The organism is Leptospiraceae bacterium, assembly GCA_016708435.1.
Classification (GTDB): domain Bacteria; phylum Spirochaetota; class Leptospiria; order Leptospirales; family Leptospiraceae; genus UBA2033.
Map to the genome: position 1 here is coordinate 131,469 of JADJFV010000001.1, position 24,528 is coordinate 155,996.

22 protein-coding genes are annotated in these 24,528 nt (G+C 35.5%); 12 read left to right on the forward strand and 10 right to left on the reverse strand.

Annotation, left to right across the window (positions count from 1 at the left end; translation table 11 throughout):
* Positions 1 to 108: 108 nt before the first annotated feature.
* The 3 genes from IPH52_00695 to IPH52_00705 form a co-directional block, all read right to left on the reverse strand.
* Entirely contained in the window at positions 109 to 1,569 is a 1,461-nt protein-coding gene (locus tag IPH52_00695; GenBank protein MBK7053558.1) for an ATP-dependent DNA helicase RecQ, read from the reverse strand.
* Between the two features lie 154 nt (positions 1,570 to 1,723).
* Positions 1,724 to 2,026 carry a HigA family addiction module antidote protein gene (locus IPH52_00700; protein ID MBK7053559.1) on the reverse strand — a complete coding sequence of 101 codons (303 nt, stop codon included), beginning with the start codon at positions 2,024 to 2,026 and terminating at the stop codon, positions 1,724 to 1,726.
* 14 nt (positions 2,027 to 2,040) lie between these two features.
* A complete protein-coding gene (locus IPH52_00705; protein ID MBK7053560.1) occupies positions 2,041 to 2,322 on the reverse strand; it encodes a type II toxin-antitoxin system RelE/ParE family toxin in 282 nt (93 codons plus the stop codon).
* Positions 2,323 to 2,491: 169 nt separating this feature from the next.
* On the opposite strand from IPH52_00705, the gene IPH52_00710 reads away from it, so the two are divergent.
* Positions 2,492 to 2,968 carry a hypothetical protein gene (locus tag IPH52_00710; GenBank protein ID MBK7053561.1) on the forward strand — a complete coding sequence of 159 codons (477 nt, stop codon included), beginning with the start codon at positions 2,492 to 2,494 and terminating at the stop codon, positions 2,966 to 2,968.
* Positions 2,956 to 3,393, forward strand: coding sequence for a hypothetical protein (locus IPH52_00715; GenBank protein MBK7053562.1), 438 nt, complete (start codon positions 2,956 to 2,958; stop codon positions 3,391 to 3,393). Before IPH52_00710 ends, IPH52_00715 begins: the two co-directional genes overlap by 13 nt.
* Positions 3,394 to 3,403: 10 nt before the next feature.
* On the opposite strand, the gene IPH52_00720 is transcribed toward IPH52_00715, so the two are convergent.
* The 3 genes from IPH52_00720 to IPH52_00730 all read right to left on the reverse strand — a co-directional run bounded on the left by IPH52_00720 (position 3,404) and on the right by IPH52_00730 (position 6,351).
* Positions 3,404 to 3,649: a CopG family transcriptional regulator gene (locus IPH52_00720; GenBank protein ID MBK7053563.1), complete on the reverse strand. Its 246-nt coding sequence runs from the start codon at positions 3,647 to 3,649 to the stop codon at positions 3,404 to 3,406.
* Between the two features lie 94 nt (positions 3,650 to 3,743).
* Positions 3,744 to 5,795 carry a guanylate cyclase gene (locus IPH52_00725; GenBank protein ID MBK7053564.1) on the reverse strand — a complete coding sequence of 684 codons (2,052 nt, stop codon included), beginning with the start codon at positions 5,793 to 5,795 and terminating at the stop codon, positions 3,744 to 3,746.
* A 136-nt stretch (positions 5,796 to 5,931) separates the two neighbouring features.
* Positions 5,932 to 6,351, reverse strand: a complete 420-nt coding sequence (locus IPH52_00730) for a Uma2 family endonuclease (GenBank protein MBK7053565.1) — start codon at positions 6,349 to 6,351, stop codon at positions 5,932 to 5,934.
* Between the two features lie 244 nt (positions 6,352 to 6,595).
* Between IPH52_00730 and IPH52_00735 the strand changes: the two genes are divergently transcribed.
* The 5 genes from IPH52_00735 to IPH52_00755 all read left to right on the forward strand — a co-directional run bounded on the left by IPH52_00735 (position 6,596) and on the right by IPH52_00755 (position 13,684).
* Positions 6,596 to 7,486, forward strand: coding sequence for a hypothetical protein (locus IPH52_00735; GenBank protein ID MBK7053566.1), 891 nt, complete (start codon positions 6,596 to 6,598; stop codon positions 7,484 to 7,486).
* Between the two features lie 272 nt (positions 7,487 to 7,758).
* Positions 7,759 to 8,469, forward strand: a complete 711-nt coding sequence (locus IPH52_00740; protein ID MBK7053567.1) for a 4Fe-4S cluster-binding domain-containing protein — start codon at positions 7,759 to 7,761, stop codon at positions 8,467 to 8,469.
* Complete coding sequence (locus IPH52_00745) at positions 8,469 to 11,315, forward strand: DEAD/DEAH box helicase family protein (GenBank protein ID MBK7053568.1); 2,847 nt, start codon at positions 8,469 to 8,471, stop codon at positions 11,313 to 11,315. The genes IPH52_00740 and IPH52_00745 overlap by 1 nt, the downstream gene beginning before the upstream one ends.
* 39 nt (positions 11,316 to 11,354) lie before the next feature.
* Positions 11,355 to 12,227: a hypothetical protein gene (locus tag IPH52_00750; protein MBK7053569.1), complete on the forward strand. Its 873-nt coding sequence runs from the start codon at positions 11,355 to 11,357 to the stop codon at positions 12,225 to 12,227.
* Positions 12,224 to 13,684, forward strand: a complete 1,461-nt coding sequence (locus IPH52_00755; protein ID MBK7053570.1) for an ABC transporter substrate-binding protein — start codon at positions 12,224 to 12,226, stop codon at positions 13,682 to 13,684. Before IPH52_00750 ends, IPH52_00755 begins: the two co-directional genes overlap by 4 nt.
* 45 nt (positions 13,685 to 13,729) lie before the next feature.
* Here the strand turns inward: IPH52_00755 and IPH52_00760 are convergent, their stop codons facing one another.
* Positions 13,730 to 14,029: a hypothetical protein gene (locus tag IPH52_00760; protein ID MBK7053571.1), complete on the reverse strand. Its 300-nt coding sequence runs from the start codon at positions 14,027 to 14,029 to the stop codon at positions 13,730 to 13,732.
* Positions 14,030 to 14,069: 40 nt separating this feature from the next.
* Positions 14,070 to 14,672: a hypothetical protein gene (locus tag IPH52_00765; GenBank protein MBK7053572.1), complete on the reverse strand. Its 603-nt coding sequence runs from the start codon at positions 14,670 to 14,672 to the stop codon at positions 14,070 to 14,072.
* A gap of 48 nt (positions 14,673 to 14,720) precedes the next feature.
* On the opposite strand from IPH52_00765, the gene IPH52_00770 reads away from it, so the two are divergent.
* Complete coding sequence (locus IPH52_00770; GenBank protein MBK7053573.1) at positions 14,721 to 16,412, forward strand: hypothetical protein; 1,692 nt, start codon at positions 14,721 to 14,723, stop codon at positions 16,410 to 16,412.
* Between the two features lie 248 nt (positions 16,413 to 16,660).
* Entirely contained in the window at positions 16,661 to 18,241 is a 1,581-nt protein-coding gene (locus tag IPH52_00775; GenBank protein MBK7053574.1) for a SpoIIE family protein phosphatase, read from the forward strand.
* 76 nt (positions 18,242 to 18,317) lie between these two features.
* Here the strand turns inward: IPH52_00775 and IPH52_00780 are convergent, their stop codons facing one another.
* A complete protein-coding gene (locus IPH52_00780) occupies positions 18,318 to 18,839 on the reverse strand; it encodes a DUF1564 family protein (protein ID MBK7053575.1) in 522 nt (173 codons plus the stop codon).
* A gap of 141 nt (positions 18,840 to 18,980) precedes the next feature.
* Positions 18,981 to 20,285, reverse strand: coding sequence for a sugar transferase (locus IPH52_00785; GenBank protein MBK7053576.1), 1,305 nt, complete (start codon positions 20,283 to 20,285; stop codon positions 18,981 to 18,983).
* Positions 20,286 to 20,425: 140 nt separating this feature from the next.
* On the opposite strand from IPH52_00785, the gene IPH52_00790 reads away from it, so the two are divergent.
* The 3 genes from IPH52_00790 to IPH52_00800 all read left to right on the forward strand — a co-directional run bounded on the left by IPH52_00790 (position 20,426) and on the right by IPH52_00800 (position 24,523).
* Positions 20,426 to 21,163 carry a response regulator transcription factor gene (locus tag IPH52_00790; GenBank protein ID MBK7053577.1) on the forward strand — a complete coding sequence of 246 codons (738 nt, stop codon included), beginning with the start codon at positions 20,426 to 20,428 and terminating at the stop codon, positions 21,161 to 21,163.
* Positions 21,154 to 23,235, forward strand: a complete 2,082-nt coding sequence (locus tag IPH52_00795) for a hypothetical protein (protein ID MBK7053578.1) — start codon at positions 21,154 to 21,156, stop codon at positions 23,233 to 23,235. Before IPH52_00790 ends, IPH52_00795 begins: the two co-directional genes overlap by 10 nt.
* Positions 23,236 to 23,341: 106 nt before the next feature.
* Positions 23,342 to 24,523, forward strand: coding sequence for a MaoC family dehydratase N-terminal domain-containing protein (locus IPH52_00800; protein MBK7053579.1), 1,182 nt, complete (start codon positions 23,342 to 23,344; stop codon positions 24,521 to 24,523).
* Positions 24,524 to 24,528 lie beyond the last annotated feature (5 nt).

Below are 24,528 nucleotides of genomic sequence, written 5' to 3' on the forward strand. Positions count from 1 at the left end.
AAATTGCTTCATAGTTTTACTCCTTTGCGTAAGGCGAATAAGTAACAGACATATGAAAGTTTATGCAATTGGTCTAGCAGATATTATCCTCGACGCGCTACTCCCAAATTACACATTTAACTTGCAATAATCGCAATTGCCACAGTAGGCTATATCTTCGCCGAAATAATTGTATAAGAAATCCCGACGGCATTTTTTTGATTTTGTATACATTAGCATTTCGTAGAGTCTTTTTTTAGAATTCATTTTCTTTTCTTCCAAATTTGGATCTGAAATTAATTCTTGCGGGAGACTACCAATTAATTTTAAATTATGATTTTCAACATCACCAGAAGTGACTCCGTATCGATCTAATAAATTCAAAACCGTTTGCAATCGATGATCTCCTCGATTCTTAAAAACAACTTTTGCTTGGATTTCTTGGTAATCCAAAGAAGCAAGAGTATCTCCCGCATGACGAAAAGTTTCATACACTTTTTTTATAAATTTGGAATCTGGATTTTGCCATTCAATAAAATCCATAAGAACTGCGAGGTCATCCTCCACATAATATAGATAACAATGTGAATCGAGTCCATCTCTTCCTGCTCTACCAATTTCCTGATAATAGGATTCGATAAATATGGGAAGTTCTGCGTGAATAATTTTTCGTATATCCGGTTTATCAACTCCCATTCCAAAAGCGTTAGTCGCTAGAAGTATTTGAGTTTTGTTATCTAGAAAATTCCTTTGAATCCGATTTCGTTCGTTGGCATTTAATCTTCCGTGGTAGACAGAATGCTCGATTCGATTGGAAAATAAATAGTCTGAAAATTTTTTTAATTTATCAATTAGATTAAAATAGATTAAAGTGGAAGAACTTTTTCCCTGATTCAATTCTTTATCTGATTGAATCAATTCTAAAATGGATTTCCATTTCATGGGCTCATCGATATTTGTCTCTACATGAAGATAGAGATTGGGGCGAGCAATTCCTGAATGGAAAAGTTTTATTTCGCTCGCATCAAATCCAAGTTGGGCAATGATATCCTCTTGCACAGCTTTAGTTGCTGTTGCTGTGAGTGCAATCGTAGTAGGATTTCCTAAGATGGATCGGATCTCTCCAATTCGAGAATAGTCAGGTCTAAAATCATGTCCCCATTGACTTATGCAATGGGCTTCATCGACTGCAAGTAGAGAAACTTTTTGATTTTTGATTGCCTCTAAAAAAAACTTACTTCTAAATCTTTCCGGTGTGATGTATAGAATTTTATATTTTCCATTTTTCAATTCTTCGAGTCGATAGAGTCTTTCTTCTTTGCTTAACGAAGAATTTATAAAAGTTACGTCGGGTGTGATTTTTTTGAGAGCGTTCACTTGGTCATACATAAGTGCTATGAGTGGTGAGATAACAATTGTTAGCCCCTCAAAAAGAAGAGCTGGAATCTGATAACAGAGGGACTTGCCCATTCCAGTAGGCATAATGACAAAGCAATGTTGTTCAGCTAGAATTCGATGAATGATATCTTCCTGGTAAGATCGAAATTCTGAAATATTAAATAATTTTTTAACGGACTCTAAGGTTTGCAAATAATTCATTCCAATATGAACAAGAATAATACGGGTCTTGTCAAATCCCCATCAGGAAACTTCTATTTGGAGCTTTCCAATCTATACTTTTCTTCTATCGCCCCATACATAGCAATTTTTTTGCAGGATATGCTCTCGGACTGAAGTTTTTATTTTATACTGCTAAAGCTTCTTTGTAATTAGGAATAGAATTAAAATCTTTCGATTTCTTTTTTGACTCTTCTTCTAAATCATAATCATTTTGTAAACCGAGCCAAAACTGTGGAGAAGTTCCAAAGAATTTTGAAAGTCGTATCGCTGTATCTGCGGTTATACTTCTATTAGCCTTTATGATTTGGCTAATACGGGTTTGCGGTATTCCTGTTTCTTTCGCCAGACGATAAGCTGTAATTTCTAGCGGTATCAAGAATTCTTCTTCTAAAATTTCGCCTGGATGTATATTTGGTATTCTTTTCATATTATCAACCTGTCTTAATGATAATCTACAACTTCCACATTGGTGGCATTCTCGCTTATCCAACCAAAACAAATTCTCCATTGATCATTCACTCGTATACTGTATTGACCTTTCCTGTCACCCTTAAGAGGTTCAAGCTTGTTCCCGGGTGGAACTCTTAGGTCTTCTAACACGCTTGCGTTATTAATCATTCTGAGTTTTTTTCTAATCTGTCTTTGGATTTCCGTTGGTATTTTCTTTGAGAATTCCCCTTTCCATATCTTTTCTGTTTCTGTAGAGTTAAAACTCTTAATCACATTGTTATAGTATCTTACAGCGTTACTGATGTCAATCGTTATTATTTACTAAATTCCCCCCATTCATTTTAATTCTTCTCTTTAGAAAACAAAAACAATCCATTTTTAGAATTGACATTCAGTTTTCAAAAATATTTAACATGTGGAATTAGAATAGGAGAAACTAAAATTGCTGGATTTATCCATTTCCGATTTTTCCGTTTTGGGTTTTGGAGGGCTCTTTTGTTTGGTATGGGCGGCGGGGCTTTCTTTACAGTTACCAATTCGAACAAAATTTATCGCTTTCAGGCAATCCGGAGAAGGAGCATTAGCAATTCAATTGCTTCCCGAAAAAATCAGGATATTCTCGATTACCCTCTTGATTTATATTTTGATTATGATTATCGCAGATATTCTTGGATATGTTCTAGGAAATAAATTTTTGTATAGATACAGTGCATGGTCACATTCTTTTGCTGCTATCCTTGTTTATTTATATTCCAGATTAAATCCGTATTCCATGCTTGAAATTTCCGGAGCAATTAAAACAGCTCGGTATTCCCGATCTAAAATAGTTAACCTTGATTCAAACGAGGCAATTTTAAAATTAAATAATTTGATGGGAAATGAATCCTATTCAATACGGAGGAAAATATGGACGCATTAAGATTATGTTATTTATCCGCGGGAGTCTTCTTTATAGTTGGACTACTTTGTGGAATTTGGAAATATAGAGGCATTGTAAAATCAAAAGATGCTATAGCACCCGAGTATGTTAGTATACTGCACAGGGCTTCCTTATTATATAGTTTTGCTTGTATCTTACTTGCAAAATTTGTAGAGTTAAGCACACTATCGGAGGAAATTAATTTTTATTCTGCTCTAGCGGCTATCGTATTTTTTTCCTTCGCGCAGGTAACTTATTTTCTACATGCCTTATTAAAAGACACAGAAAACCAATTTGCAAAACCTTATCGTCTGGGAAATTGGATTATACCATCCTTCCTAATTCATATGTCAATGGCTCTACTTATCCTAGGTGAGTTGGGTGGATTTTTGATTTTGTTCTGGGGCTTTGTTCGATCTTTGTAGATTGTTGAACTTAGAAAGTGAAAAATCTCTTCTGTTTAGATTTGGCGTCCTTTCGTCCGTTCGCTAGTTTTTTCAAAAGGGATTTGTTGTCTAGAATTTCATTTGTTTCGAAGTCATCAGTCAGCTCCATTTCATTTATATATTTTTTAGTAGCTGTTTCAATAAAGTTAGACAGCGAACGATTTTCTAGCTTTGCAAAATTATTGAATTGCTTCAATAGATTTTCGTCAATTCTCATAGTAACTATTTTGGTCATAACACACTCCGAGAATACTTTGTAATACAAAGTATTTCATTTGTTAAATGTTTCAATTTTTGAAATCCAATTTGCAGTCATAGAAGCCTATACTTTAGTTGTATGCTTTTTCCTTTAGTCTGGCAAGATAGGTATTGGTTGCTCTATCATGAGGGAATACGGCAAAGACTGATTCAAAGGATTGTCTTGCGAGATTGTATTCTTTGTCATAAAAATATTCAACACCTTTTGCGAATTCTTCTCTAGTTTTCATTTTTAAATCCTTCGATTCAGAATCCTCTCCGTCGAAGATTTCGTAGACAGCGGTATATTTGCTTTTGCCTTTCACTTTTATATTTCCAATATAACGCATGGAGTATTGATTTGGATTTTCGAGTCCATCTAAAACATCTTTACTGATTAACAAAGACGCTCCTACTTTTTTGGTTAGACTTTCGATTCTAGAAGCTAAGTTGACGGAATCAGAAATAACCGAGCCCTGCATAAATTCTTCGTGACCGATTGTGCCTAACATCAATTGTCCTGTATGAATGCCAATTCCTACTTTGATGGGGATTAGGTTAAAACTCTGTCTTTGAATATTATATTCTTTTAAAATTTCTAAAAATTCAAGCGCCGCTTTTACTGCATCGTCTGGCTTGTGGGGGAATAATGCCATTATCCCGTCACCTATGAATTTATCTACTATTCCATGATTTTTTCTAAATACAGGAACTACTCGACCGAGGTAAGCATTGATAAAGTTAAAATTTTCTTCTGGAGTCATTTGCTCGGAGAGACTGGTAAACGAGCGTATGTCGCAAAATAAAACACTCATTTGTTTTAGAATCTGATCTCCTAGATTGACATCTAAAATACTTTTTTTGTCTAAGAAATTTAAAAATTCATGAGGAACAAATCTTCCATAGGCAATATTTAATTCCCGTTGTGCTTTTTCTTTTTCGGCTTTCAGTGCATTTATTTTATCCGCAAGTCCGAGGGAAAGTAAAAACATTTCCATCACAGCGCCAATTTGAACTCCCCAGTGTGTAAAGAAATTTGTTGGGATAATTCCAAACGTTTTTAGAACATAAGCTGTGATACCTAATATTAGAGCAAACCAAGCTATTAAATAAAACCGAGCTGGTCGATATCCTTTTATCAAACAAATAATTCCTGCGATTAAAAGAGAAATCACTGTTATCCCCGCAAGACCAGCTGCTATTTTAATTCCAACGGAGTATTTGAAAAATAGAGAAACAATCATTCCAATTCCGGCAATGCCCATTAGAATGTTCATCCACTTTGTGAATCTTAGAGCAAAATGAGTTGTATTTAAAAAGCTTTTTCCAAATAGCAAACCAAATAAGGAAGCAGTGCAAATGAAGAAAGGCAAACAATTATTAGCCCACCAGACCCAATTAGGCCAGAGATATTCAAACGCTACTCCATTGAGTGTAATTAAAAAACTTCCATAGAACAAAACAAAAAGAATATAATACAAATAACTTAAATCTCTCGTGGAAATTAATATGAATAGATTGTAAAATATCATGATGAAAATAATTCCATAGCTCATACCTAGCAAAGTTTGTTCCTGGTTGATCTTCTCAGTCAGGTTTTGAGGAAACCAAACAATGAGTGGAAAATTCATAGAGCTAGTCGATTGAATGCGGAGATAATATTCTTTAGCCTCTATGTTGGGAGCCTCATTCATTTCAAAAAGAAAATTGCGATATAGAATCTTTCTTTCACGGAATGGCTTTTCATCACCTTCCATTCTAATGTCAAAACCGCCTTCTGTTTTGGGAGAGTAGAGTTTGATTTGGTCAATCATAGGATATGCTAATTCTAAAATCCAGGATAGCGGCTTATCGGAAGTATTCTTTACAGTAAATTTCAACCAATAGACGGAAGTTTTAAAACCAAAACCCAAAGCTTCTACTTCCGACTTTATAAAATTATTCTGAAACTCAGGATTTATTATATCTTCAATTTCTAATTTACCCGTTTTGTCTTCGTAATAAAATAGATTTTTTCCAATGTAAAATCCACTTTGATTATCTTTTAGTTCGAGCACGGTATCCTGTGCTGTAAGGAAATTTACACTCAGCAAGAGCATAAATAGGAATAAATATAATTTATTGATAATTGGTAGGTTCTTCATTTCTAGGTAATTAATTCTAAGAAATGTTTTTAAATTGTAAACCTTTTTTATTTAACTCTAGAAAAAATACTGTTTGTTAAGATAAACCAAACCAAGGGCTATCTAATTTGGACTTGGAAATTTCATTTATACTTTTTTAAAAAATGTTTTGTAAATCTACTTCCATTCCTGCGATTAATTGCGATTTGGCGGTGTCGGTTTTAGTGAGTTCAGCGATGAGATGAAATTTTGCATTTTGGTTTTGGTAGATTTCGACTGTTTTGTCGATTGGGTCTACTACCCAGTATTCTCTGACTCCATGTTTTTCATAGATGGTTTTCTTGTGTTTTAAATCATAGTAGGCGGTAGAGGGAGAGAGAACTTCTACAATTAAATCGGGAGCTCCTTCAATTTTGTTTTCTTGCATCTTAGAAAAACTTTCGGTTAATAGAATTAGAATATCAGGTTGATAGGTTTCTGTTTCCGAAAGATAGACATCAAGCGGAGCTACGAAAGCCTTTCCAACTTTATTTCGAGCAAAATAAAATCTAAACTCAGTTGCTAGATTGAGTAATATTTCTTAGTGGTATAAAGATGGTGAAGTCATTTCAATAATCTCTCCTCCTATTAATTGAAACTTTCCTCCTTCCGGAGTTTTTAAATAATCGGAGTAAGTAGATTGTTTTTTTTCAGAACCGAAGTCAAATACGATCATGAATCTACTGTATCAATTTTTTTTATCTCAGTCAAAAATTAAAAATTATTGATTCTGTTAAAATTTCCTTTACAGTCTACTACTGTGACTAAATACAATTATTCGCATGAGAATATTTATCTACCTAATCCTATTTTCCCTTGCCAATTGTTTTACTGTTTTTACAAAAGATGAAACAGTTCTGGAATCCGAAACGCTAGAGACAAAAAATGTAAAAGAAGAAAGAGACGTTTACATTCTCACGAGCAATCTGAATAAAGATGGACTTTATTTATTATTAGATGCCTATCGAGTGAAAGAAGAAAAGTCGATCAATTCTATCAAAGAAAAATACCAAAAGAATAAAGACTTTCGATTTACAGAGCCAAAGAATGGTTATGGTGGGGGATGTGGTGGATCTATAGAATTATGCGCTGCAATCATTGTGATTGCGTCCACTGTTGCAATAGCAGAGCTAACTACAATGCCATTTAGATTGATGTCTGAGCCGCAAGAAAGAATTCGAAATGAAATTTTAACAAACCAATCTACAAAAATAAAAGTCCTTTCGACAAAAGATGTTTCTTTTGTTTTGTTAGATCGCAATCCTTCGAAGGAATATGTTTTTAAAAATGACAAAGTATTTATCCCAATGCAAGAATTAGAACTAGATTATTTTACATTTAAAAAACTTCCTTACAAAGTTGTTGCTGCTGACAAAAAGAAAGTTTTATTAAAATCAGAATTGAATGTTTCCAAGGAAGCCGGCAAGAACAACGAGATAATGGACATTATCCGCAAGAACAATCAAACAAAAAAATCAGCTACGTGTAATACGACATTTCCTCACATGACAAAGCAAAACGTTACCTACGATGATGTGCATCCGGGTGCACTGGCAATGTGCGAAAGAAAATACAAACCATTTGCCTCTGACTTTACTTCAGGAATAGATGCCTATAACGCTTGTGTCGTAAGCATTAGAGAATGCTACGATGCCACAAGACTACCGGAATAAAATGGGCCAGTAAACAGAAGAATATTTTGCCACAGAGGCACAAAGACACAGAGGAGATGGGATTGGTCTTTTTATATTCATGTTTGTTTTCATAAAGAGGGTGGATGTCTAGAATCTAATAGCCGCAAGTCTGAAATCGGAAAACATACCATTTCCGTGAAACCAGCTCTCTTGCAATTTCTCTGTGTCTCAGTGCCTCTGTGGCAATCCATTTTTACAAACATTTTCTGGAAAGGCGGAAAGTTCTTAGGAGGAATGGTTTTTTTTACGACATAAGTCTTATGAAGGCAATCGTAAATGAGATTTTCTATTCCCTTTCCGGTGAGGGCGTATCGCAAGGAATTCCTACTGTTTTCGTTCGCCTAGCTGGCTGTAGCCTACGCTGTGGCATAGATGGAACCCGTAAACTCTGGTGTGATACTGGCTATGCGCTTTCGGACAAAGCCGGAACAGAAATGAGCCTTGACGAGGTATTAACCAAGATAGAATCCTTCTCCTCCACGCCAACGCAGGTTCTTTTGACAGGCGGCGAGCCATTAGAAGGGGAAAAGAAATTTTTTTGCTCTGAATTAACAAAAATGGTTTATTTAAAGAGACATAATTATACATTTGCTTTTACGCGAGTTGAGACAAATGGTAAGGAAAACATTCAAGATTTGAAGCACATGGTATTTTCAATAGATTACAAATTACCGGGATCTGGTATGGAGTCACAGATGAACCGCGAAAACTTCCATTTTATCAAAGAGCGCAACAACCCACTCGATGAAGTAAAATTTGTAGTCCGCGATCGAGTCGATTTTGACAAAAGCCTTTCCGTGATCCAAGAGTTTGGACTGAATCAAAATCTAATTTTTTCCTCCGTCTATCATGATTTAAAGCCAGTCGTCTTAGCGGATTGGTTAAAATCAGAAAATATTCCTGGCGCAAAATTATCTATTCAACTTCATAAATACCTCTGGGGCGAGACAAGAGCCGTATAATGGAATCCCTAATTCAGTTTACATTAGACTTTGAGAAGACACGCCCTGACGAAATAAAAGGCGAAGTAATCTATCTAAAGTCACGCCCTGGATTAGGCTTCGGACAAATTCGAGGCTTGAGCGAAGAGAGGCTAACATTATTTTTCCCTTCCGTCAATCGTGAATTAGAAATAGAGCACAACGACCCGGATATTCAATACATTGCCTCTAACTTAAGATCTCTTTCTGAAAAAGAAACTCGTCCTTTCGAAATGTATCTTTCCTTGAAAGCGATGGAGTTAAAACTCACTCATGCATTCGACAAGCTTTCCTCTCTTTCCAATTCCAGAACTAGACTCCTTCCCCATCAGATTGAATCTACATATATTGTGGTAAATAGTCTTAAGCCGCGATTTATTTTAGCAGACGAAGTTGGATTGGGTAAAACAATCGAAGCTGCTCTCATCATGAAGGAATTAATCTTTCGAAATGCCTACAAGCGCGTATTGATTGTTACCCCTTCTCCCCTACTCGTGCAATGGAAACAAGAATTAAAGAACAAGTTCAACGAAGACTTTACCATTATTAAACGTAAAAACTTTATTTCTGATAACGAAAATAACTGGCAAAACTTCAATCATATAATTACATCTGTTGACTTCATAAAAAATCCACGTTATGCGGAAGATATTCTCAAGAAGAAATGGGACATTGTTATTTTTGATGAAGCCCATAGACTCAGAAGGGATTATTCCAAGATTACCCGCGCGTATCTATTTGCAGAAAAGATTTCTAAAAAATGCGAATGCCTTCTTCTTTTAACAGCGACCCCTTTTCGTGGGAAATTGGAAGAGCTGTTTTACTTAATGCATTTGGTAGATCCAAATATTCTAGGTCCGTATCATACATTTATCAATGATTATGTGGTTGGAAATAAATCAGACCTAAAAGAAAAAATTGCCAAAGTATTACTAAGACGACGTAAAGTAGAAATCGGTGGATTTACAAAGCGTTTTGCAAAGACAGTCAAGATTGATCTTTCTGAGCAAGAGCGTCAGTTCTATGAGGAAACTACTGAGTATGTGCGCCGAGAATATAACCTGGCGATGAACACAAAGAACAGAGCCGTTGGTTTTGTGATGATTGTATTCCAAAAACTTTTGGATTCATCGCATATCGCGCTATTATCCGCACTGACGCGTAGAAAATTTTTAATTGAATCTAGAATGCAAAAGTTCCAACTAAAAGCACCCGACTTAGATGAATGGGATTTAGACGAAACAGAGGGTGTAGAAGATTTTATTTCTGGTTTAGATGACTCTGCTCATATAGAATTGCAGAACGTTAGACGCGAGCTTTTATCACTCAATCGATTAATCCTATTAGGAAAATCAATCAAAGAAGATAGAAAATCTCTGAAACTAAAAGAAACAATAACGCGCTTAAGAAAAGAAGGCACTAAGAAATTTATCATCTTCACTCAGTTTAGAAGCACGCAGGATTATTTATTTAGCATACTAGATGATTTCAAAGTCATGTTGTTTCACGGATCTCTTTCGGCTGACGCCAAAGAAGAAGCAATCCAAAAATTCAAAGAAGATTACGAAATTCTAATCTGCACAGAAGCAGGTGGAGAAGGACGCAATCTACAATTTTCAAATGTATTGTTTAATTATGATTTGCCGTGGAGTCCTCTCAAGATAGAGCAGCGGATAGGTCGTATTCACCGCTTCGGACAAAAGAAAGATGTTTATATTTTTAACTTCGCAAGTAAAGACACAGTAGCAGAAAGAATTCTTGAAGTTTTAACCAATAAAATCAAGCTATTTGAAGAGTCGATAGGCGCATCCGATGCACTTCTTGGAACGATTGAAGATGAACTCGATTTTAATTCTGGCTTTATGAAATTCATTACAGGCTGTAAAACAAAAGAAGAAATCGAAACCGAAATGGATCTTCGTATTAAAGTAGCGGAGCAAGGGTTTAACAAGCTAAATGCGCTCGTGACACCCAAACTCATTGACTTCAATTTACAGGATTACTACAATCATACTTTGAGTGAGCGGCAATACAACAATAGCCACTTAGAAGAATTTGTAATTTCTTTTTCTAAACATTTCCCTGAAGAATGCGGATCACAGATTACTGTTCATCCCGAAAAGGAAAGAATGTATGAAATTCAAACAGGAAAAGAAATTAAGACCGGCACATTTAACTCAGAAGATGCATTACAAAACGATTCATTAGAGTTTCTAGCATTCGGTCATCCACTCGTTGAAAAATCAATTCAGTATTTCTTAGAATCAAAGAGTGGATTTTCGAAATCTAATTTTTCTATACCTGGGTATGAATCTAAAATATTTTTCGTATTCTTAGTTGAATTCCAATTTAGTTTAAAAAGGACAGAAATTTTCTATTTGGAATATGACTCCGCAATAGATATGGTGTCTGAATTAAATTGTATTCCTCCTCAAATTCAAGATGGATTTTCACTGGCAAATAGTGATAAGTCAAGTGACAGAGTAAGAATTGAATCCAGCTTTATAAAATGCTATACTAAATTATTAGAAACAGTTGAATCAAGAAAAGAAGAACTAATAAAAAATACTCTTTCCATTTTCAAGAAAGAAGAATTTAAAATTGAAGTTACGAGTCAAAAAGCAATACGTCAGTTGCAAGAGAAACTGAATCGACAAGAAGCACAAGAAAAATGGGATCCGCGCCCTGAGCGAAAATCTGTTATCAATAGAACAAAGAATGAAATCATGAAAACAAGAGAAGACTACGAAAGAGAAATGAGAAAAGTTCGAAATGGAAGCACTATTCATTTTAGAATTGAATTATTTCAAGCCTACATTGGAATCTAATAAACTTACCAAATCCAAAGCGCAGGCAGTCTTAGTAGTATGATAATAAAAATTTTCTTTCTTTTCTTAGTTCTTCATTTTTCAATTCATTCGCAAGAAGAAAAACCAACGACTCCAAGACGAACTGTAAATGATGAAGTGAATGATACTCCATTGATTCCAAAAACTTCGAATGAGGATGATTCAAAAAAATATTCCGCTCAATTTATTTTAGGAGGCGGGATAGGAAGTTTAAATGTTTTAAATGATAGGTATGATCCAGCTACTTCTCTTTCAGAATTTGTCGCATTATCCATATTTAGCGCTTCACAGGCTTCTCAGGGTTATGCGTCATCCTTGTCGGGAAATCTGAATACAAACTCGCTCACTGCTCTTTATTTATTTAATGACGAAATTTCTTCCAATACGATTCACTCTGATTCTCGCTCTTCCGTTAACCGCTTCTACATTGAAAATCGACAAAAGAATGATTCTATCGGATTACAATTTGGAATTTCTTCCGCAAGCTATTCATTCCAAGCAGATTCTTCTCGGAATATAAATGTTTTTTTACCGGCAGCATTTTTTGGAAATACAAATCCAATTATCAATATCTATATGACAGAAGCTTTCATAAAAAATTCGCAGCCAATTTATCTTGGAATTAATACATTTGACTTTGCATTGAAGTATCATTTTTTTCCTGCAGATAAGGTTGATTTATACCTGAGTGCTGGTTCTGGAATTGGTTCTTGCTTTGTGAATTGTTATGCAATGCGTTTTTTCGGAAGGATTGGAGTTCGCTATAATGTAGATGACTATTATGGCTTTCTGGAAGAAGAAATTCAATCGGTTTTATTCTATGTAAAGGATAATCAATATAATCCATTGCAGGAAAGAATTACTCTATTAGGTTTTGGTTTTTATCTTTGAAACTAAGAATTCTTTTTTTACTGCTTTTAGTATTTCTTCTATTCTGCAATCGCAAAGAGAGTGTGGATAATACTAATTTACTTCGCGTAGGCATCGCATCCGATCCAACCACTTTAGATCCGATTTACTCTGTAGATTTGACATCGCAAAAGATTAATTCTTTATTATTCAGTAAGCTATTTCGATTTGATAGAGAAGGCAATGTGGAAGGAGAATTGGTAAAAGAGTTTTCTTTCCAAGGAAATTTGCTAAGAGTTAATCTAGAGAAAGTGCAAACCAAGAACGGCGCAAGCTTAACAACTAAAGATGTTACCTACTCCTTAAACAGATTGAAAACAGAAAAGGGACCTCGTAAGTCTAGGTATGGATTTATAAAATCAATTCATATTGTATCCGATTCTGAATTAGAAATGGAACTCGATTCAAATAGCAAGAAGTATTTGGAATTACTCGCATTATCCCCTGCGTCTATTTATGAAGAAAATGAGCATAAAGCAAATGGAAACTTCAAAAGCAGTGGACTGTATTTCTTGAAGAAATGGAATAAGAACGAAACCATTGACCTTGCATTAAATCAAGTTTCGGAAAACAGACAAAAAGAATTTCCTTCTAGCTTGGTATTACAGGTATTAAACCAACCATCGAGTGCAATCTATCTCTTTGAAAAAGGAAGTCTGGATGTGATGAAGATTCCCTATTTTTTAATGGCTCATCCAGCAGTCAGAGAAAATGAGAAAAGAATTGTAAAAGGGAAATCAGTGCAGTATATAGCAATTAACCACAGCAATCCCTGTTTTGATTTGCCTTTTAGAAAAGCATTAAACTTAAGTGTGAATCGAGCGCTAATCATAGAAAAAATATTTGAATCCTCTGCAAGTGAAATCAATGCTTCTGTGACAAATGAATATTTGGCGCAATTTACAAAAGAGAGATTTTATTATCCTTACGATGTAGAATTGGCTAAGAAAAATCTTTCAGAATCAAAATGCTTTCCCAAAATAACAAACGAAGTATTAGAACTAAGAATGAGAGCGGATGACGAGAATAAGGCGAAGGGAGCAGTATTAGCACAGTATTTGAAAGAGTTAGGATTAAAGGTTTCCATTTTGCCAATGGAGAAGACGAAACTCTACAAAGAAAATGGAGAAAAGAAAGGCGATCTAACACTGCTTACATGGTATATAGATTATGATTCGATTTATAATTTCATTGATCCGATTTTGGCGAGCGATAGTTTTGGAAATGGGGGCAATCGTTCCTTTTATGCAAATAAAGAAGTAGATGAGTATATACGCAAAATTCGAATTAACCCCGATGAAGTAGAAAGCCCAGTAGGAATCATTCAATCAATCAATAACGATGCTCCGTTAGTTTTTCTCTGGTCTATTCATGAAAATTATATACTATCAAAGAAAGCCTCACAGTTTCCGACATTGATTGATCTAATTGTAAAATGACTTCCGAATAATAACGAGTAGACGCAAAATAGAAAAAGGACTATTTTATTTTTTCTTACTAATGGCTCTTTTCTTGATTGCTAAATTTTCTTTTCGATTGTCCAGAGTATTTCCATTCTTGTGCTGGATGACTGCTGACTTTTCAACTACCTGCAAAATGAAACGATGCATATACACCTTTGTGCCTTTTACGGTGCCTTCTTCGCTTTTTAGTTTTGAGCGCATAGCATAGAGTTTTGTCTTCTCTGCATTTTCGTTGATATACCAATTGTATTGACTGACTCGTTCAAAGTCATCATCATCTATCAAAGCTGTTTTGCCGCGGGAAAGTTTAATTTTTTTCATAGCTTACCTACATGTTTTTAAAACTGTGTAAAAATTCTATCTACTTTTTTTCTAGGTTTACATTGGGATAATGTTTTTCTTTTACAAAATAATACCAAGCATTTTCACTTTCTTCCGAAATGCGATAGGCGAGATTCCGGAGCATTCTTGCCTGTGCCTGCTCTTCTGATTCTCGATTGCCCAATTGATCAGAGTAATAGGCACGAATTAAAATTTCATCTCTTTCCAGTGGAATCTTGTCACCAGTGGATGCCTCTTGAATTTCTAATCGAACCACTAAAGAAATTTCAGAGCTCATTTGCTGTCCAAAGGCATCCATAATATTTCCAATTCTTTGATAATGCACAACGCTTCCATAAAAACGAAAGGCGGCGGAGGACTTTTCGCGAGTTTGAATGAATCTTCCCCGTCTATCAATTTCTGCTTTTACAAGTTGAGTGAGGGTTGTATGAACTGCAGCTCCGTAGGAATCGTTTTGGAAATTGTGAATATAAACTCTGCGAAGATTGTCATTGATTAATACGCCATTTACCTTTGGGGGGCGACCAGGCTCTTTCGTAAAATAAGCACAAGAAAAAAAAGAGAGAGTAAAATAAGAGGATATGAAAAAAAGTTTAAGGTTATCCAATTGGAAAAATCGCATAAAGGAAATAAAATTGACAGCAAGTGTATTGTAAATCTTTATTTCTTTATGAAGAAGATAGTTTTGTGTTTCTGGTTCCTTTTTGTGATGCAATTGTCTGCGATCGAGCCGGAAAAAATTGATTCCGTTTATTGGCCGATGCAGGTTAGACTTCCGATTTCAGGAACATTTGCTGAATTTAGAAATTCCCACCTTCACATGGGATGCGATTATAAGACGTATGGCATTAACGGTTTCTCAGTATTATCCGTTTACGATGGGAATATTGCTTCGATGAGCTATGCAAACAATGGTTACGGGTTGAGTATAAATTTATTTTCGCCATCACTCAAGATATACGCGAAGTATGCGCATCTAAACGACTTGCATGGAGATGTGAGCGGATTAGAAGAATTAAAAACTGCGCTTTTACTATTGGGAAAACCAGAAGGCTTTCAAGTAAAATTAAAACCAGAATATTTCAAAGTAAAATCGAAAGATAGAATCGCACGATCAGGAGAAACAGGATCAGGAATTTCTCATTTACACCTTGAATTATTTGATGGAAAGGAATATTTTAATCCTCTCAGTTTCCTCAATTACAAGCAAGAAGACAAAAATCCACCCGTAATTCAGTCTATATTTATTGATTCAGACAATGGATACAGTAAAAATTTTACTACGATCGGAATAAGCAAATCGTCATATTCATTTACAAATTCAGAAGAAGTAAAACTTAGTGGAAAAGTAAAATTTAAAGTTGTAGGCTTTGATCGAATAAGCTCTAAAAATCAAAACAACGTGTATGCAGTTAGACTCAAGATAAATGAATTAGTCGTTTTCGAAAGAAATTTTAAACGAATGACTTACAAAGAAGCGTCCGATAAAGACAGCTTATACGATATGAACAAATCCTCATTATCCCCTGCATTTTATGTTTACAATCTTTACGACGATAAAAATTCCTATTCGATTGACTTGAATTCTGTGGAAGAAGGCAAACAGATGTTAGTCGAGGTATCCCTGTTTGATGCCTCTGGGAATGAATCTAGTTTAAAGTTTAATTTCTTAACAGTGAAAAATGAGAGCTATGTAAAGCCTCCACCGACAACGAAGTTTAGTTCCGAAGATGAGAAACTTACTCTAAACTTTTCTAAGACAAATATTTTAGGGGATGGAATAGTCAAGATTGCAAAATTAGAAAAATTACCAGAAGAAGTATTGCTTCCAAATCTAATTCAATCTGGAAATGCTTACCAAATCACTGCATACAATTTTTCTTGGAAAGGTGGGGCTGAAGGAGTATTTACAGGAGGCTTCACTGAGAAGGATGAAGCATTGTATCTATATGATAGCGTTTTGAATCGATGGGCACCTATAGCAGGAAAAAAAAATGGAAACTCAATTTCTTTCAGTTTTGGACGATTGGGGATAATTTCCGTTATGCGTGATAAATCTCCGCCTACGATTAGTTATCCATATTTGATCTATAGGCATTATAATTTGCCTGAAATACAAGACTCAGCTATGATAGAGAGATTTTATTATGCGACAGACAAAGGTGCCGGAGTGAGTAATCGCATTGAGGTTTTGTTAGAAGGAAGTCCTTATCCATATGTATTTGATAGAGACCGAAATTTTATAAAGCTAGAAATTGCGAAAAGTCTAAAGGCGATAAAAAATCCTATTCTCATACAAGTTAGAGTTCAAGATAACGCGGGCAATAAATCAAATTGGTTCACTGATTTAGTCAATCTATAAGAGCCTGTCTGAAAAGGATATTTGAGGCTCTTGGAGGTTGACTTTTATTCAAACAAAGATATCTTCTAAGACACACTCTAAAGTTGAAAATATTCTCTTGGTAATTGACAATGAATCGGTTATACATTTGATTTATAAAACCAAGTTTCGTAAACTGGTAAAGTAAAATGGTATTTACTCTACGTAAAAAATTGATAATAGGATTTCTAGGACTGGATATTGCAATATCTTTTCTGCTAGGAATATTTATGCATCAACTTGCTTACGGTATGTTTCAAGAGGATTTTAAACGTCACAAAATATCGATAGCAAAATTTGTATCCTCTGTGATATCTGGAGAAGAACATGCATCAATTTTATCCAATAAAGATATGGATAATCCAAACACTCAATACTACGCCAGCGTAATCCAGAAAATCTACGTGAATGAAAGCAGCGTTCAGTCCATCTATACGCTAAATTATAACAAAAAAGAGAATACCTTATATTATGCGCTCGATGTAAGAAAAGCAAGCGATTATACAATGATGAATTCGGGAAAATTATTCATTGCAGAGTCAGATCAAATAAAACGGCTAATAGAAATTATCCGAAATGAATCTAAGGAAAGTATTGACTCTAATATTGAGTCTAAAAACGAGGGAGATCTAATTCAGGTTTATGCAAAGATATTTGACGAGAAGGGTGAAGCAACAGGAATCATTGTGATCGAAGCAAATACACAAGAGATTGATCAATTTCGAAAGAGCATGATCATTGTTGCACTTTCTTTATCCTTGTTTACTTTTTGCGTGACTGCAATTGCGGCTTTTATTCTCGCACGCTATTTTACACGTCCATTAGAAATTCTTTCCGCGGCTGTTGATAATCTTGCTTCGGGAAATTTAATCATGATAGATAATATCGACAAGAAAGATGAATTCGGAAACCTTGCAAAGAGTTTCAATGTGATGGTAAATAATTTGAAAATCGCTTCCGAAGTTCAATACAATCTGATAGTTGAAATTTCTAACTTCAATGAAAGTCTGGAAAGGAAAGTAGAAGAAAGAACTCATACAATTCAGGAGCAATCGCAAGAATTAGAAAAGCAAATTATGATTGCAAAAAAGATTCAAATGTCTTTACTACCGGAAGATGTTCCACGAATCAATGGGGCTACTCTGAGTTTCCGCTATCAGCCAATGATGGGTGTCGGCGGAGATTTTATCGACTTCGATTATAAAAACGATAACGATTTACGCTTGTTTATCTGTGATGTATCAGGTCATGGTGTGCCAGCCGCATTTCTTGCAACGATGGTAAAGATGTCTCTGCAAGATTGCTATGAGATGAAATTGAGTCCGGCGGAATCACTAAAAAAAATTCATCGTTCCCTTCAAGGAAAACTAAGCGGCTATTTTTTATCGGCAGTCTATTGCCATATCAATCTCCAAGATGGGATTATGACTTCTGCGAATGCGGGACACTTACCAATGCTCAGATTGGGCAAAAGCGGTGAGCATGAGTTGATTAATTCTAAAGGAAGAATCATTTGTGAAGCTTTCAAAACAAATTCAGAAGAAGTAGTCACAGAGCTAAAACCGGGAGACAAAATAATATTATACACTGACGGTGTAACAGAAGCGAGAGATAGAAATCAAGAAATGTTCGGAGAGAAAAAGCTAATAGATATTAGCCTCAATTATCATTCAGAATCATCCTCTGTTTTGTGCAATAAAATTTATGATTCAGTGTTAACATTCACAGGAAATTCGCAAAGTCAATTTACCGATGATATAACGATTCTCGTTGCCGAATTTTCGGGAAAGGAAAATAATATTTCCATTTAAAGAGAGGATAATGATTGTATAGCTCCGCCTTTCTTTTTAAAAGGTTTTATTTTACTTGCTGGACTTTCGGGAATTGCTAAACTTTTTTGTGATACTTGTCTCTTCGATATTGCATTTGCCACTCGTAAAACACATTTTTCCTTGATAAAATGGCTCTTGTGTATAGACGAAATTGCGTTTGCATAGGAACTCCGAAACTACTTAAATGTTCAGGGATAGATTCTGCAACACCAAGAGAATCAAGCATTACTAAAAAGGTCACGATAAAACAAATGCTTTTGTTAAAAAAAGCTTTCAATTGTTTCAACTCTGCCCAGTCTTCCGGATAAGGACGAATAGCCACTTTCCGAAGACGCTGATCTTTTTCCTGGTATTTAGTCATAAGCGTTTCGCTTTTTTCTAGAATACCAGTGTAAACTAAAAACCGATATTTCTTTAACAGCAAATGAAGATAATCTCGACGACTATCTTCATCATCCCCGGTTCTTTCATTCCAAAAATCTATCAAGTCCTTGGGAATAAGAAGCGAGGAATTATGCTGCTCTTCATTCAAATTTTTACATTCATTGTAAAATGTGGGAGTGTAGAATACTTTCATGATTCCTTATTTTTCTACACTCATAATTCCGAAAAGAATTTTCATAAAACGAACAATTTTTCTTGGAATAATTACGCACTTGCACATATTTAGTCCAAGAAAAATGAATACAATCCATTTGCATATGCGGCTAATCTAATTTTATCTCATATTCAAAATTGGATTTCCAAAATGAACTACCTTTTCCTTTTCTGATTTGCAAATTTCGTCTTCCACCCCACGAACAATTTTGAAAAAGTCTTCGTAAGTTTTAGTGAAAGATACTTCAAAAGTCTTGAGAGATTTCCAATGATCCAAAACTACAACGATAAATGCAAGCAGGGTTACTATCCTCCAGAAGAATTGAAAGATTTTTTTATGCAAATAAGTTTCAATCCTTACTTTGAAAAACTCTTGGTGAAATCGTAGATGAAATTCTTCATCGCGTGTAATTTCAATCAAGGCTGCGCGCATTCCTGAGAGTGGTAGTTCTCGAATCAGAATTTTATAGAACGTTACACCTACTGCTTCAGCGGCAAGTAGAACTAAAAGTTTGAGTCTAATACCGAGTAGCCTTCTTCCAAAACTAAATAAGCTTTCTGTCCAATTATGCGAAAGAATTTTACCACCTAAGCTTCGAACCATGAGTGCTAATACTCTTCCATGCCTACCTTCCTCTTTCACGAAAAGTTTGAGACAGTCTCTGTATGTATCATTTACTCCAAAAATATGAACATCCTCAATTTGCTTTGCAATTCTACCTTCTCCCGATTCTCCCAGTTGAAAGATTGCTAGTGAGCGGTGAAAAGCGATTATCTTCTCCTCTGAAAGATTTGAAACAGGCTCTATACTCTCTCGTATTGGAGAAAGTGCGTTTCTTTTAAAATGCTTAAGCCATTTATTCCAATTAGGATTTCTTCTTCTCTCTTTTAATTTTTCCCATAATAATTTTCGAACTCTCTCTTTTCCGAAAAGATTTACAATAAAGGTAATCATGATTATCCTCATATCCATCTCGAAGCTCTGTAATTTTAAATAAGAATACTCAAAGCATTTTGAAATCCTAGCCCCTTTTCCTCCATAGACTTGTCCCAGTCCGGTTAATCCGGGTTTAACGCTAAATCTCTTTACAAACTTATACTGATTCCATCCAAGCCTATCAATATCAAATTTCGTCAGTGGCCTCGGTCCTACAATGTTCATATCACCGAGTAGTATATTAAAAAGTTGTGCAAGCTCGTCCAAGCCTGTTCTTCTCAGAATTCTTCCGACTCTAGTTACTTTTCCGTCTCTCATCGTTCGGAATTTATAAATCAGAAAAGGAATTTCTCTAAGTCCGATTCTTTCCTGGAGGAAAAGTATAGGACCTCTGTCTTCTAAGAAAACGCACAGCGCAATCAAAATTATAAACGGTGAAAAAAAGAAAATCGCCAAAAGGGTTAATGTAATAGTTAGTATTTGTCTCATAATGCATTCATTCTAACACATTCTTTTTTTATATCTACCCTCCATGTGCTTCTAGATTTGCACTCAAGTGCTTGACTAATAAAGGAAAAGAATCCTTAATACCCTGTAAAGACTTGATTCATCCAGTCTTTAAAACGCCCATGGACACTTTAAAAATAATTATAATCGAAGACAATCTTAAGTTGCGCAAAGCGCTCAAACAAGGCTTAGAGGATACAAAAAAAGTTTCTGTTTTGTTTGATTGCGATAATGGAGAAGCGGCTATCGAGTTTTGCCGCAAGTCTGATGTTGATGTTCTCTTATTCGATGTGCAAATAATCGGTCCTAATGGAATTGAGTCAACCATTTCCATTCGAAAAGAATTTCCTCGTAAGCCAGTTGTATTTTATTCTATTCAAGATGATGATACTTACTTTCGAGATTTTCGCCGATCGGGAATACTCAGTCATTATGCGTATGTAAAAAAATCAAATTATCTATTACCCTCTATGATTGTTCCACTTCTACGCGATGCCTATTCAGGTAGGAGTTTTATTGATCCAGAAATAGAATCCCGCGTGCAAGAAGTGCGATATACGGATGAAAATTCTCCCATGGCTCTTCTAGAGCCAAACGAAAGAGAAGTCGCTAAATTCATTTCCCTTGGTTTGAGCAATGAACAGATCGCCGCAAAAATGGGCATAAAGGACAAAAGAACAATTAGCCGCATAAATGGACAAATATATACTGTTTGGGGATTAGCGGATAACGCAACGGACGAAAAAGTCGCCCGCACTCGCGCAAGCCTGATTGTTCACGAAAATAAACTTCTACTCTGGTCAGAAAAAGGAATCATAACTTACATTAATGAAAAGGGAGAAGAAATAAAATGGGGATAGTCGCTAATAGCCTTTCTTTATTTCTTTCCAATTTTATCTATTTGATTTCCTTTTATCTAGGCTGTGTTATCTTCGTCTATTCCGAAAAGAAAGATCGACAAGCAGTGTTTGCAAGCATCAGCTTTTTTACTGCCTCTCTTTTTTTTATAGGTCATCTTCTCATCCTTGGCAAAGGAATGTCATTTATTCTTTCTTTTTCCTCTCGCATCATCTATCCATCCTTCTTTATTCTCAGCCTACTCCCATTTGCCTGGTCTTCTATTGTATTTCGTTTTTATGAAGATACTCTAATTTGGAATCGAATTAGTCTTCGAAAACTATTTATTCTCAGTGAATTTTTATTCTTTCTTTTTTCATCCTCTTTAGTTTTTCTTTTTATTCCAGAAAGCGCCAACTCAAAAGTATCCGACATTATTTTCCTAATTCCAGACATCGTATTTTTCTCTTTTTCCTTTTACATTTTCTTTTGCACTACCAATTCAATCATTTATCTTCTTAAAATTAAAACGAGTCAAAATAATCTAGAAGAAATCGCAAAATCTTCCGCCTATCGCACCATCCTACACGCATCCCTCTTATTGGTCGCGCTTTCCGTTTTAGTAGGTGTAACTGCTTTTTTTGGAAGAGAGACTTTGGATCGAGAAGTGCAAAGTTTTGCGAGTCAACCATTTCCCCTTTTGCTTTTGACACTCGATTGCCTTGCCTGCCTTGCAATACTAGCAACCATACTCATTGTCGGAAAAGCTGTTATTTCTTATCAAGTCTTTACAGGTCGTTATCTTGCTATGAAATCTCTAAAGGACTATTGGAAATATATTTTATTTTTCGTAGTCGCATACAGTCTTATTTCGTCAATCAGCGGCTTAATAGGATATACCACTGACTCAAAGCAAATTTTACTTTCTGTATTAGGCTTACTCTTCTTTGTAAAAATCCAAATAGTTTCGAGAACTCGCGAAATAGAAAATCGTAAAGTGCTAAAGCCCTTTCTATTCAACGAAAATCTATACGAATCCATCACACAGTCGAGTGACAAAATGGACTCTCATCTAGAAAATACCTTCCGACTTTTGTGTGACGATACTCTTGCCACTACCAGAGCCTGTCTTGTCCCAATGGGGGCTTACGCGTCTTATATCCCTAAACCTCTTTTTTATCCAGACGATAATTCAAACTTCAAAGACGAACTTCTATCGTTTACTAAAATTTCTCTGAATGGAAAAAATCTTTTCTATCTAAATCGAGATTCATCCGATGGATACGTTCTTGCACTTACAATCTTAGATTCAAATGGACTAGTGGGTGTTCTATTTCTAGGGGTTAAGAAGGATTATACGCTTTACTCGGAAGAGGAAATTGACATTGCCCGTATCGGTTCTGGAAAAATTCTAGATTTACTTTCTGTAACCGAAATTTCCAGGTTGCTGGTAAATCTTCAAAAGAAGCAGCTAATGGATAGTAAACTATTAGATCACCAAACACGCCGAGTATTGCACGATGATATTTTACCAGAAATACACACCATCATGATTGGGATTGACTCGATGCAGGAAGAACCAGTGCGAATGGATTTACTGAATTCACTTTCCGGTCTGCACAAGAAAATTTCTAATCTATTAAAAATTCTTCCCTTTCATCCAGGAGATTTAACCTATCAAAATTTTATTCTAGAAATTAAAAGTTTGGTCAAATCGGAATTACCCGTTGATTCAGTTTTCTATTTCATTCAAAAAGAAGCCGAAGAAAAACTCCAAGCCCTTGAACCGATTGCTTTAGAAGTTGTTTATTATGCAGTGAGAGAATTACTTCGAAATATTTTACGCTATGCAATTCACCCGGACCGAAAACTAGAAGTGAAAATTTCTCTTCTCTATGAAAACTCTATCCTAGAACTTTGCATGGAAGACAATGGAAAAGGCTTACAGAATTCAACAAAATCTCACATCGGAGCAGGACAGGGTCTTATTTTACATAGCACGATGATGGCTGTCATCGGTGGCGCATTAATCAAAGAATCGCAGGCGGGAGAATTTACACGAGTTAGACTTGTATTAAAAAAATTCTTTCTCTAAAAGGATACAGTAAAATTCTGTATATAATGTGAAGTCAAATTACTCCGAGCGATATCGCCCCAATCATGGAAAAAAGAATTCACAATCATAAAAAGAGGAATACATTATGAAGCAAATTGAATTAACACCTTTCAAAGAAATTGCACCGGCAACGGCTGTGGATACCAGCACTGTAATAAAAAAAACCTACGGTCGATATTTAGAAGAATTTAAAGATGGAGAAGTCTTCGTTCATCCGAGAGCGTTTACTATTGATTTTTCTTTCGCACAAGAATTTGCGACTTCCTTCATGGAGGCTAATCCGCTTTATCTCTCACGTCCTTATGCACAAGCACATGGATTTAAAGATCTTTTAGTAAGTCCTCTTATGGTTTTCAATTTAGCTCTTTCCATCGGTGTGCAAAACGATTCCGAAAAAGCAATGGCAAATCTAGGCTACTACAACGTTCAGTTTTTAGCTCCTGTCTATCCTGGAGATACGTTATCCGCTCGAACAAAAGTTTTAAAAGTAGATGATAAAGGCACTGAGAAGCCAGGCATCGTTCACGTGCGCACAATGTGCTTTAACCAGTCCAATGATGTTGTATTACAGTATGAGCGCAAAATCATGATTAACCATTCAAATGGAAAACCAAAAGGCGATTCTAAACCGGGTAACCCTGCTAGCTTTTTTCCCGAAGCAGATAAGCCTGTCTTGAAACTACCATCTCTTATGTTTCCAAAAGACTTTAGAGAAACTACATGGGAATCTACTTATTTTGATTCTTTCAAAGCAGGTCAAATTTATATTCACGCAAATGGTCGCACGATCACAGATGAGCATTATTCATGGACATATCGTGTGGGTAACACGCATCCTCTGCACTACGATCAACTTTACTCAAAAGGTTTAACGGGGGCAATGAGCGGCGAACCGATAGTATACGGTGGACTTGTATTTGCATGGCTCGTCGGTATGGCGTCTCGTGATATTTCCGAGAACATGCTTTGGGATTTAGGTTACACAGAAGGATACCACACTCAACCATCTATCAGCGGAGATACTGTAACAGCTATTACTCGTATTCTTTCCGTAGAAGATGTTGGGGATAAATACGGTTTACCGGCAGGAGAAGTTCATCTTCAATTCATTGGTCTAAAGAACATTAAAGCCGCTGCCGCTTTCGAGAAATACGGCGCAGATTTATTCATCAAAGAAAATGATAAGAAGAAACTCGGCAAAGAAAAACTTCCTGAAAAGATTTTTGAAATCGAAAGAAAACTAGTCATCAAGAAGAAACCGGCTTAATACGA